12 protein-coding genes are annotated in these 12589 nt (G+C 51.1%); all 12 read right to left on the reverse strand.

Features of this window, described 5'->3' with window-relative positions; translation table 11 throughout:
• Window positions 1-18 precede the first annotated feature (18 nt).
• Genes FGS84_RS16170 through FGS84_RS16225 form a run of 12 tightly spaced genes read right to left on the reverse strand, consistent with a single transcriptional unit; the run spans window position 19 to window position 12570 of the window.
• Window positions 19-1347 (reverse strand): nucleotide sugar dehydrogenase, encoded by a 1329-nt coding sequence (locus FGS84_RS16170; protein WP_138309570.1) that lies wholly within the window; start codon window positions 1345-1347, stop codon window positions 19-21.
• 33 nt (window positions 1348-1380) lie between these two features.
• The gene (locus tag FGS84_RS16175) at window positions 1381-1830 is read right to left on the reverse strand and encodes a hypothetical protein (RefSeq protein WP_138309571.1); all 450 of its coding nucleotides are present in this window, start codon (window positions 1828-1830) and stop codon (window positions 1381-1383) included.
• Between the two features lie 39 nt (window positions 1831-1869).
• On the reverse strand, window positions 1870-3276 hold the full coding sequence (locus FGS84_RS16180) for an oligosaccharide flippase family protein (protein ID WP_138309572.1): 1407 nt from the start codon (window positions 3274-3276) through the stop codon (window positions 1870-1872).
• Entirely contained in the window at window positions 3273-4151 is an 879-nt protein-coding gene (locus FGS84_RS16185; protein WP_138309573.1) for a fumarate hydratase, read from the reverse strand. The genes FGS84_RS16180 and FGS84_RS16185 overlap by 4 nt, the downstream gene beginning before the upstream one ends.
• A gap of 33 nt (window positions 4152-4184) precedes the next feature.
• Entirely contained in the window at window positions 4185-4688 is a 504-nt protein-coding gene (locus FGS84_RS16190; RefSeq protein ID WP_138309574.1) for a fumarate hydratase C-terminal domain-containing protein, read from the reverse strand.
• 14 nt (window positions 4689-4702) lie between these two features.
• The gene (locus FGS84_RS16195; protein WP_138309575.1) at window positions 4703-5857 is read right to left on the reverse strand and encodes an HpcH/HpaI aldolase/citrate lyase family protein; all 1155 of its coding nucleotides are present in this window, start codon (window positions 5855-5857) and stop codon (window positions 4703-4705) included.
• Window positions 5858-5863: 6 nt separating this feature from the next.
• On the reverse strand, window positions 5864-6757 hold the full coding sequence (locus tag FGS84_RS16200; RefSeq protein WP_138309576.1) for a peptidase: 894 nt from the start codon (window positions 6755-6757) through the stop codon (window positions 5864-5866).
• A 27-nt stretch (window positions 6758-6784) separates the two neighbouring features.
• The gene (aepY, locus tag FGS84_RS16205; RefSeq protein ID WP_138309577.1) at window positions 6785-7915 is read right to left on the reverse strand and encodes a phosphonopyruvate decarboxylase; all 1131 of its coding nucleotides are present in this window, start codon (window positions 7913-7915) and stop codon (window positions 6785-6787) included.
• Window positions 7912-8913, reverse strand: coding sequence for an aldo/keto reductase (locus tag FGS84_RS16210; protein ID WP_171042652.1), 1002 nt, complete (start codon window positions 8911-8913; stop codon window positions 7912-7914). The genes aepY and FGS84_RS16210 overlap by 4 nt, the downstream gene beginning before the upstream one ends.
• 21 nt (window positions 8914-8934) lie before the next feature.
• Window positions 8935-10281, reverse strand: coding sequence for an MmgE/PrpD family protein (locus tag FGS84_RS16215; RefSeq protein ID WP_138309578.1), 1347 nt, complete (start codon window positions 10279-10281; stop codon window positions 8935-8937).
• A gap of 35 nt (window positions 10282-10316) precedes the next feature.
• Window positions 10317-11366 carry a GNAT family N-acetyltransferase gene (locus tag FGS84_RS16220; RefSeq protein WP_138309579.1) on the reverse strand — a complete coding sequence of 350 codons (1050 nt, stop codon included), beginning with the start codon at window positions 11364-11366 and terminating at the stop codon, window positions 10317-10319.
• A gap of 16 nt (window positions 11367-11382) precedes the next feature.
• Window positions 11383-12570, reverse strand: coding sequence for a Coenzyme F420 hydrogenase/dehydrogenase, beta subunit C-terminal domain (locus tag FGS84_RS16225; protein WP_138309580.1), 1188 nt, complete (start codon window positions 12568-12570; stop codon window positions 11383-11385).
• Between the last annotated feature and the right edge of the window lie 19 nt (window positions 12571-12589).

Consider the following 12589-nt stretch of genomic DNA (forward strand, 5'->3'; position numbering starts at 1 on the left):
CCTTCCATATATGCTGTGTCACAGCCTCCAGTAGCGGAAACCGGCCCGTTCCATTTCAGGCTTATTAAATAGGCTCTTTACGTCAATCAGGACCTTTTCCTCCCCTCTGACATGCTTGAACATATTATCCAGTTCCCCTGGAGCCAGGCTCCTGAATACCTCATGGGCAACCGCCACAATGATGCAGTCCGCATTATACGTTCCGGGATACGGCGTGACGGACACCCCATACTCGGCTTCTACGTTTGCCGGGTCTGCCAGCGGGTCCGCCACCCGGGGACAAATCCCATACTCTTTCAGGCGTTTTATAATATCATATACCCTGCTGTTTCTGATATCCGGGCAGTTCTCCTTAAAGGTCATGCCTAAAATCACCACCGCTGCCTGCCGGACCGTCTTGCCTGCCAGGACCATCTGTTTGATTGCCGCATCTGCCACAAAGGCTCCCATACCGTCGTTTACCTTTCTTCCGGACAGTATGATTTGGCTGTGATACCCCTGCTTTTCCGCCTCATATGTAAAATAATAGGGGTCCACACCAATACAGTGTCCACCCACCAGGCCCGGACGGAATTTCAGAGCATTCCATTTTGTATCCATTCCCGCCGCAACCTCCTCTGTATCAATCCCCATCCTGTCAAATACAATGGCCAGCTCATTCATGAATGCAATGTTAATATCCCTCTGGCTGTTCTCCGCCACTTTAATGGCCTCTGCCGCCTTAATGGATGAAACCCTGTACGTTCCCGCCGCTATGACGATATCGTATACATCTGCAATTACTTCCAGGGACTCCCTGTCCATCCCCGAGACAATCTTTGTAATATTTTCCAGCTTGTGTTTCCTGTCTCCCGGATTAATACGCTCCGGTGAATATCCAACCTTAAAATCCCTTCCGGCTGACAGGCCGGATTCCTTTTCCAGGATTGGAATGCATACATCCTCAGTCACTCCCGGATATACCGTGGATTCAAATACCACCACGGAACCCCTGCACAGATTGCGCCCCACCATTGTGCCCGCGCAGATGACCGGTGACAAATCAGGCGTATGGTCCTGGTTCACCGGGGTGGGAACCGCAACTATGTGGAACCGCGCTTCCCGCAGCCGGGCCTCGTCGCAGGTAAATTCAATGGTTGTATTCCTTATGGCATCATCCCCCACCTCCTGGGTAGGGTCTGTCCCTGCCTGGTATAGGCCAATCTTATGCCGGTCCAGGTCAAAACCAATTACCCTGACTCCCTTTTCCGCAAATGCAATGGCTATAGGTATGCCCACATACCCCAGCCCCACCACAGAAACCGCCGCCTTTTTCCGCATGATATCCTCGTAAAGATTTCCTTCCATGCACCTCTCCCTTTCCGGCTTTCTTACTGCCTGTTACCCCTCTTTTGTATTCTTTGCATATATCGCCTCTAAATAAGGGACTGTATCCGCGGCCCAGGAATATTCCGGCATGTATTTTCCCGTGTAAGCGGACAGGAACTTCCCGTTTCCCTTCAGCAGTTCATATGAATCACATTCAAACAGCCCGGTATCAACTGCGTACACGCCTCTTCTGTGAATCAAAAGATTTTCACATCCGTATTCCCTCAAAATGCGCCGGAGCCGGTAACTGACCACCCTTAAGTTGCTCTTGGACAATTTCTCCGGCTTGTCTCCATATAAAAGAGAGGCAAGCTCTGCCAGCGGCACGCTTGCTCCTCTCTTATTCACCAGGACAGCCAGCAGCTCCTTTGACTTCCTGGATGAAAAATACATTCTTTCCTTATCCGCAAAAACATCAAATCCATTAAATGTCTGTATAAAAATTTCCCGTTTTTCCGTCATACATGTCCTCTCTCCAAAATGGCCCTTCTGATACCCAATCTAACCCTTAGCGCCCTTTCTGGCCATATCCAAAACAGTCCGGAGCAAATCAGCGTTGGCCCATACCCCATATGCGGCTGTGACGGCTAAGGCCATTACCTGAACGGTTGTGGAACCTGAGTAAAAAGCAAAGGTTAATAGAACACCCATTGCAATAGAACTCAGGGCTGCCGCCCTTTTAATCCGCATATGCACGGTTCTGTTAATTTCAACATACCGTATGATAAACATGACCAGAAATGCAATCAGGCTGGACAGGGACGCTGCATATAAACCAATCCGGTTGATAAACAGCAGGTCTGCGGTGAGATTTATGACTGCTGCGGCAGCCGAGGTATATGCAACCTTTTTTGACTGCTTGGCCGCAATGTAAACACAGCTGTATAAGCCTACCAGGACTCTGAACAGCATTGCATACATAAGAATCAGAACCTGGTTGTATCCTTCCCTGTATTTGGCATTTACCATAACAGGAAATATAAAGGGCATCACTGCCACCACCCCGAAACACGCGGAAGCAAATATCTTAAAAAACATGGTAACCATATCTGTCAGAAAGACATCGCGGTCCTCGTCATTAAAATGCAGTGATACGGATTCCGTCCAGGATAAATTCACAATATTGTAAAAGCTTATGAACACACTGGGAAATTTGCTGGACACTGTAAAAATCCCATTTGCCGCCAGTCCGATAAAATGGGAAATGACCGTTCTGTCCGATGCGTTAACCACCCACCACGCCAGATTATTGGGAATCAGGGGCAGTGAATAGCTGAGGACGCTCCGGAACAGGCTGTATTTTGCCCGCTTGACTGAAAAGTACTTCCAGCACCTGACACTGACTGCCAAATAGATAATTGTAAAAACCTGGGACAGCAAGGTGGCAGTCATCAGCCCTTTTAATCCCCATTTAAACACGGTCAGGGTAATGACATTAAAAAACACGGTGGAGGACGCGGATATAAATCCCGCAACCGCATATTTTGTATTGTCTCCAAGTCCCCTGACAAATTGAAGGAGAATTGCGGTGTACACGTGCAGTATGACATAAGCCAGCAGAAATTCCCCATTTGCAATTGACAGCAGCGGCCTTATGAGGAAGAAAATACCGGCATAGGCTCCCGATTGAATCGTACCGGAGATAAGTATGGTTGAAAAAAGCTGGGACTGTGCTCTGTGATTTCCACGTTTCTCCAGCAGAAACCGGAACAGCCCCTGGTCAAACTGCCAGTTAACCAATGGCAGCAGCAGGGTGGCATAGGTCACAAGCAGGTCAAAGGTTCCATAGTCCTTTGTGTCCAGAACCGCCGTATACAGCGGCAGCATCAAAAAGCTTATGCTCTGTGTGCATATTTTTCCAAATGCTAATATTACGGTATTTTTTGCAAGCTCTTTTTCCCTGCTCATCTGTCACTCTGACCTTCCTGACCCAAATCAACACTTGCTATCCTGGGTTCAAAGCAGCAGCATGGCCTCATGCAGACCACCCTTACGCCGCTGGCCCGCTGCGGCCCCACCTTCATAAAAGTGGCCAGGACCGTGTGCCTCCCCCCCAGCCCCAGAGGACCAGTCCCTGCCAGATTCACACGATTTGTAATCTCCCTCTCCATATCACTCTGATGTGAATAGGAACCATCCACAAGCGCCAGAAGCATCATGGATGCCGCCTCATAATGGGAACGCCCGATTCCCACGCCAAGGGTGCACGGGGTACACCCCAGAAGGGGAGCTGACTCCTTTGCCCATGATACAATCTCATCCAGTACGGTACGGACACTGTGTTTATGAAATACCCGGTATGTCTTTGCCCTGATTGCGGGTCCTCCCCCAAACATCAGGATATGCAGCCGGACCGTATTCCCTTCCGTACGGCGTATCAGGACAGGCGCTGCCTCCAGGGCGCCGGGGTCTGTATCCAGGCCCAATGACTGGTCCAGCCGCTGTGCCTCATCTCCTCTTACCGCCATGGGTCTTCCCGGCAGACGGCGCAGTCCCTGGCGCACCCCTTCCTGTATTGATTCCAGCATGAGGCCGGTTACTGCTGCGTCTGTTCCTATCTCCAGGACCACATGGGGTATCCCGGTATCATCGCACAGCGGGCTGGAATGTGCTTCAGCTGTTTCTGCATTTTGTAATATGGTTTCCATTGTCCACTTTGCCAGTGCATTTGTCTCAGCTTCAATTGCCTGTTCGTAAGCCGCCTTTTTATCAGGAAGAAAGGAAGAGCCTGCACGGACAAGGGTCCGGCTCACTTTCTCAACTATATTTTTATCAAAATCCATCCTGTCCTCCTCAGGGCTTGTCCTGACATCGCCCTAATAGATACTCTCATTGTGCGCGGCCCCAATAATGGCCGGAAAGTCCCTTACCAAAAGCTCATAGAAAGCTTCCATCCCCAGTTCCGGGAAGGCTGCGGTTCTTTGCCATAATGTATTCTCCTTTAACAGCGCGGTCACAGGGGGAATAACCGCATAGACAGAGTTGAAATCATTCAGCACTGCAATGGTTTCCTTCCCCACTGCCCCCTTTCCCAAATGGAGCTTTACACCGGCCATTGACAGCGCCCGGAAGCTGCCCTCAATCTCCAGCTTATTGCTGGATGTAGGGCCGATGCCTGCCGGGCTGACCGCCGTATGGAATATCACGCTTCCCTGCAGGTCGATTCCATGCTGCCCCAGAGTCCCTGTTTCTGTTAACCCGCATATTCTGGGCAGGACAGCATCCCTTCCGCAGTAAATCTTCCCCGATATAAGCACTGTGTCGCCGGCATGCAGGTTCCCGGCAGCCTCTTCCGATATGGGGGTTACAAGTCGTTTCATATTTGCTGCCCCCCTTAATCCGGCTGTTCAGACGAAAAGAGCTTTATGTAGCTGTGCTCATTTTCAATGACCCCGTATGCACGGGACCTCATATAAATCCTGGCAGCCCAGTTGGTATGGGGTTTTACTTCGTTCATCTTATTTCCGTTCCTGCCCTTAAATACTCCGCCTGCTTCACTGCTGAGAATATTCACCGCATCCTGATATTCCTCGTTTGTGACGGCCTGCATTGCATTGACATACTTGATATGGGACGGATGGATTACGGTCCTCCCCACAAATCCATTTGCCTTATCCAGAATCACCTCCCGCAGCAGACCGTCAATCTCTGAATTAATGATGGGAATCCGCTTCATCAGGCAGTCTTCTATATCATAGCTTGGAAGCTCCTCAAACATCATCTGCTTGCTGGCCCTGAAATACTCCCACACAGGACCTGACACAACATAGTCATTATTTCTGCCAAACAGATTCAGGATGTCGGACAGGCATTCCCTTACCGTCAAAATATCATAAATTGAATAGTCCACGCCCCTGCGCACGCCAAAGCAGGAAGAAAAGTCAGTGGCGCCCACCCGGACCTGCAGCACCATATCCTTATATTGATTCAGAATCTCACGGATTCCTGTCAGCTCTTCCATCCGCGTCTCTTTAAAGGCCACCTCTGAATCTTCAATAATAGGCATTCCGTATATGATTTCACCGAAGGTTTCATTCAGCTGCTTTAGATACTGCATATACGCCTGGCCGTTGTGGGTATTGAATTTCGGAAAATTGATTCCCGCCAGCACCTTTACATGTTTGCGGGTCAGCTGCTCTGAGAAATGGATGAACTGCTGCTGGTTCCTGACCCTGCAGAAAATAAGGGGCAAATCATCATATGTAAGCTCATGGTTATCAATGGCCGTACTGAATCTGTCCAGCATCCTGATAACGTTTTTTTCCGCCTCTTCAACCTGTCCTTCCGGGCAGGCGTCCTCAAAGCAGAACACCATGGAGGTCAGACCCGGAAGTTCACGGTTCAATACCTTTCTGGAAAAATCTTTTGTTCCCGGCATATACATGGTTGCTCCCAGACAATACTGAAGCAGCTCCCTCTCCGTATATTTGCAAAAGTCCTCCGGCGGCACAACAAACTTAAAATCAGAATTATACTGATGGTGTCTCATCTCTTATCACCTGATTGAACCTTTCTTGGAGCCAACGGCTTCCGGATAATATGCATCAATCATGCGCCTGACCAGGCATACCTGTTTTGCACGCTTTTTCGCATCGTCAGCAGATGATTCCCAGCTGTGTGTCTGTGCCACGGAACCACCCGTCTTCAGGTATATGGGCGCAGCCACCCGTATCATCTCCGGCACCTCATAGTGCCGGATAAATCCTCCTGTGGACTTTGGATTCTCCGTATGGATGTCAATGGGGATATCAATGGCCTGGCGCAGGGCTGCCAGCATCTGGAGCTGGATGTCACGGACCGGATTCACGGAATCCGCACCAATCATTTCCAACAGCCTGGCGGAGCAGGGATTTCCGTGCCCTGCGTGGGCCGAAACCTTAAAATGGCAGTCCGCGGGAATCTCTCCGGCTTTTCTCATTTCGTTTAACAGCCACAGGCATCCCTCGTCATATACCAGAAAAGACCGGCAGCCAAGGGCAGCCCCCCTTTTAACATCCTCCACCGCGCGTACCACCTGCTCCTGTCCCCGCAGACGGTATCCCATGCGGACACCCTCAGGCGTGTTTACCGAAGCGCTGGTATCCGTGGTTGCCCTTGGGCCGATGGCAAGTATTAAATCCGTTGCAGCCTGCCGGGCCAGGCGGACCATTTCCATGATTTCATTATCCGTTAGCATCATGATTCCCTTTGTCTGGGTCACTCTGTGGATACAGATTCCATACCTGTCCATTTCCTCCAGAAGTGCCTCCATTACCCCGGGTCCCTGAATGCCCGGAACCTCAAACCGGTACTGGCCTCCGTCCGCAAACCGTTTTCCGGAAGACGGCAGGTCATATGCATCGCCTTCCGGCATTCCTATTGACTTTAAAAAAGCTCTTGTCTCTTTCATGAATTTCCTCCATTCCTGTACCTGGATTTATCTCCTCAGTTCTTCCATCAGCTCCTGTATCAGACCGTGATGGGAAATCTTCAGGGGCGGCAAATCCCCCCTCAGTCCCTTGTGAATCCTTACCTCTATAAACGACGCCTTCTCTGCTCCGGCCAGCCGGTTAACGGTTTCCGCCAGTTCATCCCCTGACATGACATAGGAATCTGCGGTCACATATCCTGCGCCCTTTGCAATGCAGGTAAAGTCAACCGAATATCCGGCTGACGGCTGTCCTCCCACGGATTCATGGGCACCGTTATTAAGCACCACGTGCATAAGATTGGGGACATCCACTTTGCTGACCATTGAAAATGCCCCCATGTGCATCAGGGCCGAACAATCCCCGTCCAGACACACAATCTGGCGTCCCCTGTCCGCAGCCGCCAGGCCAAGGGCTACGGATGAGGCATGACCCATGGCGCCTACGTTCAGAAAATCGTGTCCATGGCCCTCCTTTCTCCGTTCCCTTAAAAAATACAGCTCGCGGGTTGCCCTGCCTGTGGTTGCAACGTAAATGGTATGTTCCGGCAGGGTGTCCAGAATGATTTCAATGGCCTCCTCCCGGCTCATGGGATACCTGCCGGACAGCACACTGGTCTTCTTACCGCCTGCAAACACGCCCTTTCCTGCAATCACTGCCACCGGGCCCTTTCGTGTACGTGCCAGGCGCACAGCCCATTGAATCCGGGCCTCCATCAAATCGTCGTTGTCCTCAGCTGCCGCAAAGGGTATGTCCAGCATTTCAAGCAGCTTATCCGTCACCGCTCCCTGGGTCCTGTGCTGGGGCCAGTCATTGGTTCCCGGTTCCCCTCTCCACCCAATCAAAAGTACAAGGGGCACACTGTAGACATTCTTATCCGCCAGTGAAACAATGGGATTGAATGCATTTCCCATACCCGAATTCTGCATATATACAAGGGGCACCCTGTTGGTGCTGAAATAATATCCGGCCGCAATGCCAACGGCGTTTCCCTCGTTGGCAGCAATCATATGATTTTCTTCCGGTACGTGCTCCAGCAGATAATTACAGAATCCGTTCAGATAGGAGTCCGGTACCCCCACAAAGAATTCAACCCCTTCTTTGTGCAGTGTATTCACAAAACGTGCCTGGTTTATCATCTCTTCCTCCTTGTGGGCCTTCCGCCCTCCTGTCTCCCTGGCGCGGTATATAACGTAAAATACTCAGGCGCATCCGCCCGGCTGATTTCCCACGCCTCTTCCACTGCCTGCGCCACATCCTCCGGCAGTTTTCCCTTGCCCAGAAATGCCATGTTCTGCTTTAGATGGGCAGGACGCGAAGCCCCGATAATGATTCCGTCCCCGCGTTCCGGCTTTAGCATGGAATGGTAAGCCAGCCAGCGGTAAGCTGCTTCCGCCACACCGATGTCATACGGCCCGCATGCGTTCCTGATACGGCCGGCCGCCTCAAAATAGGACTCCTTCCAATACCGCTGCTGGTAATTGGGACGGTATGTAAATCTGCCTTTCTGAATCATCCCCTTCCCGCCGGAATACTTATCCGTGAGGATTCCGCCTGCCAGGGGATTGTAGGCATAAAAACTCATTCCATAGTGGGTAAGGGCACTGTCAAGCTCCCTTTCCGCATTTCTGCTCAGCGCATTGTACAGACCTTCATAGACAGACGGACGCATCCACCCGTGTGCTTCACAAATATGGCAGGCCTGGGATACCATCCACGCAGGGAAGTTGCTCAAACCCAGCCGTCTGAATTTGCCCTGGCCGTATAAACCAGCACATGCTTCCAGTGCGGATTCCATGGGCGTGGCCGGGTCGGGGAAATGCAGGTACAGCGTATCCGCATGGTCTGTGTTCATGCGAATCAGGGATTCCGTAAACTGGGTAAGGACCGCCTCCTTATCCAGCCTTCCCGTTATCCTGGGATTAACCTTTGTGGCAATTTTCAATGACCCGGCGCCTGGTTGTCCCATTTCAGCCCCAATAAGCCGCTCGCTTTCGCCATGGTTGTACACATAGGCCGTATCAATCTCGGTGTGCCCAAGAGACATGAAATACTGAAGCATATCCCGGACATCGGTTCCAAAGACCTGCTCCCCGAAGGTCATTGTTCCAAGAATCAAATTTATACCTGGTTCCATAATTTTTCCTCCCTGCAGCATTTACAGATACGCAAACAAGCCTTCCATACTGCCCTTCATGCTGTTTACATAGTCCATGAGCGCCGCTGCCTCTTCCCGGGTTTTACCGCTGTATACAGCCAGTTCCGTAAAACGTTCTGAAAACTCATCCTTTGTAAGGGGATTTTCCGGTTCACCCTTTGGGAAATCCACCCGCTCCGTATATTCTTCTCCGCTGTCCAGTGTCAGTTTAAGAACCGCGGTTGTCATTGCGGGAAACAGGTCGGTGAACTCCCGGTCTGACAGTACCCTTACCTTGGCGGCAAGCGCCAGTATATCCGGGTCCTGCACACGGCCGGAGCTGTATTCCGCCAGTCCTGCCTTCCCCCATATCAGTCCCGCGGCAACACCGTAGGGAATGCTCATTTTGGCGGATGCCGGTCCCGGAATCACGGTATGGTCATGATTGTTAACCGCCCAGTAATAGGTCCTCACTTCAATGGACGACACTGCCTGCTGCAAAATGCCGTATCGCGACCTGATATTAATTGCCGCTTCAATGGCCGGGTGGCAGTAGCGGCAGGCCGCATAGGGTTTTGTATACGTCTTTTCAATTGCATATGTACCATTCATTCCTGGTTTTTCCAGTCTGATATCTTCCCGGCCGGTCATCATTTTCAGATACCCCCGTGAGCCTCCCAGGGGGTCGGGATGTCCCATAAAGCCTGCCCGCGCCATCTGTACGGATGTCAGCCCCAGCAGAGCCGACTTTGCGGCATTATAGGGTTTAAGTTCTGAACCGTCATCCAGCACCTTAAGCATCCCTGTTGCCGAAACACAGGCCGCCGAGAAGGCATTTACCGTCTGCTCCCATGTGAAATCCAGCATATATGAGGCTGCCAGTGCTATACCAAGGACTCCGCAGGTCCCTGTGGCATGGTATCCCATCTCCTTGTGCCCCGGCTGTATGGAGACTGCCATTGTAAACGATGTTTCATACCCGATAATGGCTGCCTTCAGGAACTTATCACTTTCAATCCCATACCGCTGGGCCAGGGGCAGCAGGACGGAGAAAAGCGGGGAACCCAGATGTATGATTCCGGTATTGGTCCCGTCGTCAAAATCCAGGGCATGTCCGTTGAGGCCGTTCAAAAAAACAGCATCCTTTATATTCATCCTGCGGCCCAGGCCAATGGCGGTTATGCCGCCTGGCTCCGGCTGTTCATATTTCAGGTAATTGGCAATCTTATCCCCGATTCCTTTTGTGCCTGCCAGGGTGACGCCCAGATAATCCAGCAGGGAAAGCCTTGCTTTATCCATTACACGGTCAGGAATCCGGGTTTTAAAAAAATCCGTCAGCCTGGTTAAAAATAGTTCTGTACTGTTCATATACATCCTCCCTGAACCTAAGGCTTCCCGTTCCATTACGCCCTGTATCCGGGAAAAAATCCGCTGTCCCCGGCCGGTTCCTCCCGCATTTCAGCCAATGCCCTGTATTCATCTTCCATAAATATTTTCCTGCCAATGCAGAACCTGGAGGAAGCCCCCCTGTAAAATGCCTTTTTGAAACGGTAAAGGCTGTCCTCCCTTGAACCAACGCCGCCTCCCAGATGGAAAGTACGGCAGCCGTTGGCAGCTCCCCACAGGGCCGCTTCAAAAAGCAGCAGGTTTGTGGGCGCCAGGCTCTGGTATTCCTGCAGAGAACCTGACAGATGGTAATTCAGCCGCCCGTTGGCAGCCAGAATGATGGATGCAGCCACCACCTTTCCCTCCAGCTGCGCATAAAAGACCTGGGCGTTTTGGGGCAGGTCCCTCAGTATGCTCTCATAAAAACCATCACTGAAATAATAGTAGGAATCCGCCTGGTCCTTATCCATGGTACTGTTGTACACCTCCCTGAAACGCTGGTAGATTTCAGGGTATCTTCCGTTATAAATCACTATTCCGGATTTTATGGCCTTGCGAATCATGTTCCGGTTCTTACTGGTCAGATTCTGCCATATCACCTCTGGGGAAGAGAGGTCCATGGCAATGGTATTTCCAAGAGGTATCACCTCATACGGGCCATCTGAAAAAACGCAGTTGCCAAGTACCGGATGATACCGCACAAATTCGCTTACAATATTGTGCTCCCTGCACCAGGCTTCGTATGCATGGAACAGCTCCGGTTCATCACCCCCGCCTTCCAGGAGCCAACCTCCATATCCATACGGCGTATTAAAGTCAAACCAATAGCCCGCTGCAAGCCTTCCCCTGAATCTGCCGTCATCCGCAATGTCACGCTTCATGACCACATTTATGCCCCGGAGCGGAGAAGTATGGGATTCATAATAAAACAGCATCGGCTCGCCATCGCCGTGCAGCCTGAACGCCTTTACATATCCGCACATAAAGTAGACATCGTAATGTTCAAACGAGCACACCACACTGTCCCATTCTTCCGCCTGCTCTGTTGTATATACAATCAATGACATGACATACTCTCCTCTTTTATCGTCTTAATCCAATGCTGCGCAATGCTTTTGCACATTTGAATCTGATTTTTTTTGCCAGGCCGAAGGTGGTATATTTGCGCAGCACACAGGCTCCGCCGTTTCTCGCGTATTCATCCCAGAACATACCGCGGTTTTTGGGAGGAACAGGCGCGCTGCGCAGATTAATCTGCCTTGGCACAGCCATATCCATGTTCCGCTGTTCTGCATATACCTGAGTCCCAATACGCTCCATCAGACCGGCCCCCTTTTCCGTATTCACAATTGCCAGGGAAATTCCTATATCATCATCTATCTCCGGTTCAGCCTTATCAATTCCCCAGAAATCACCCATGGTTATATCTGAAATTCTTTCTTTTGAGGCAAAGCCGCAGGAAAAACAGGAATCGCGGATGGAGTATTTGCCCAGATACAGTGTAAAGAACGGTTCGTTTTCCCTGCGCGCGCCCTCATATGTCTTGTCTTTTAATTCCACACGGATATGATGTTCCTTCCATCCATATTTCTTTGTGCGGAAACAGACCGACACGGCCCGGTCCTTTTTTATCTTCTCAATGTAAGAAATATAGTCTTTAAAAAGACCAGGGCTCACATTTCCCCCGCACAGTACATCGCACAGAATCAGGTTCCTGGTATCCGAATCCCCCAGAAAAAGCCTTAAACCGCCTGTCTGGCAGGGAGTCCCTGTAAACAGGACTGTCTTTCCGGCTTTCAGGCAGGCAAGGATATCCCTGAAACAGCTTCCCATATCACTCTGTACGTATTTGGATTGTCTCATCCGGTCCCTGTCATCCGCATTGGACGCGCATATATGGCCAACGGAAAGACCGTCCCGCCATACCGCCCCGCAGACAACGCCGCCCTGCGCAAGGACATAATCGGACAGCGCAGTAAACAGGCCGCCGGATGAACTGTTTCTGCGTATGTCATTGTCCCGGTTTCTCACCGACCATACTACTCCGGCCTGGCCCGGGCCGGCGGCAAACAGGGCGTTTCTGTTGGTTTCCACGGCCGGACATACCTGATAGCAGAGATTGCATCCGGTGCATTTGCTTTCATGTATCCAAGGACGGCTGAACCCCTTTTCATCCGTCCTCATGGATATGGCATCAGACGGGCATTTGCTGACGCATGCCCCGCAGCCATAACAAAACGGCGAATCCATTATTTCTTCCAGCTTTATCATTTTGCATTGTTCCTTTTTT

Origin of the sequence: Clostridium sp. 1001271st1 H5 (genome assembly GCF_005845215.1) — a bacterium.
Classification (GTDB): Bacteria; Bacillota; Clostridia; order Lachnospirales; family Lachnospiraceae; genus Enterocloster.

Excerpts from the sequence above, each read along its gene's own strand:
- FGS84_RS16170 (WP_138309570.1), bottom strand. The coding sequence starts at position 1,347 with ATGGAAGGAAATCTTTACGAGGATATCATGCGGAAAAAGGCGGCGGTT.
- FGS84_RS16175 (WP_138309571.1), bottom strand. The coding sequence starts at position 1,830 with ATGACGGAAAAACGGGAAATTTTTATACAGACATTTAATGGATTTGAT.
- FGS84_RS16180 (WP_138309572.1), bottom strand. The coding sequence starts at position 3,276 with ATGAGCAGGGAAAAAGAGCTTGCAAAAAATACCGTAATATTAGCATTT.
- FGS84_RS16185 (WP_138309573.1), bottom strand. The coding sequence starts at position 4,151 with ATGGATTTTGATAAAAATATAGTTGAGAAAGTGAGCCGGACCCTTGTC.
- FGS84_RS16190 (WP_138309574.1), bottom strand. The coding sequence starts at position 4,688 with ATGAAACGACTTGTAACCCCCATATCGGAAGAGGCTGCCGGGAACCTG.
- FGS84_RS16195 (WP_138309575.1), bottom strand. The coding sequence starts at position 5,857 with ATGAGACACCATCAGTATAATTCTGATTTTAAGTTTGTTGTGCCGCCG.
- FGS84_RS16200 (WP_138309576.1), bottom strand. The coding sequence starts at position 6,757 with ATGAAAGAGACAAGAGCTTTTTTAAAGTCAATAGGAATGCCGGAAGGC.
- aepY (WP_138309577.1), bottom strand. The coding sequence starts at position 7,915 with ATGATAAACCAGGCACGTTTTGTGAATACACTGCACAAAGAAGGGGTT.
- FGS84_RS16210 (WP_171042652.1), bottom strand. The coding sequence starts at position 8,913 with ATGGAACCAGGTATAAATTTGATTCTTGGAACAATGACCTTCGGGGAG.
- FGS84_RS16215 (WP_138309578.1), bottom strand. The coding sequence starts at position 10,281 with ATGAACAGTACAGAACTATTTTTAACCAGGCTGACGGATTTTTTTAAA.
- FGS84_RS16220 (WP_138309579.1), bottom strand. The coding sequence starts at position 11,366 with ATGTCATTGATTGTATATACAACAGAGCAGGCGGAAGAATGGGACAGT.
- FGS84_RS16225 (WP_138309580.1), bottom strand. The coding sequence starts at position 12,570 with ATGATAAAGCTGGAAGAAATAATGGATTCGCCGTTTTGTTATGGCTGC.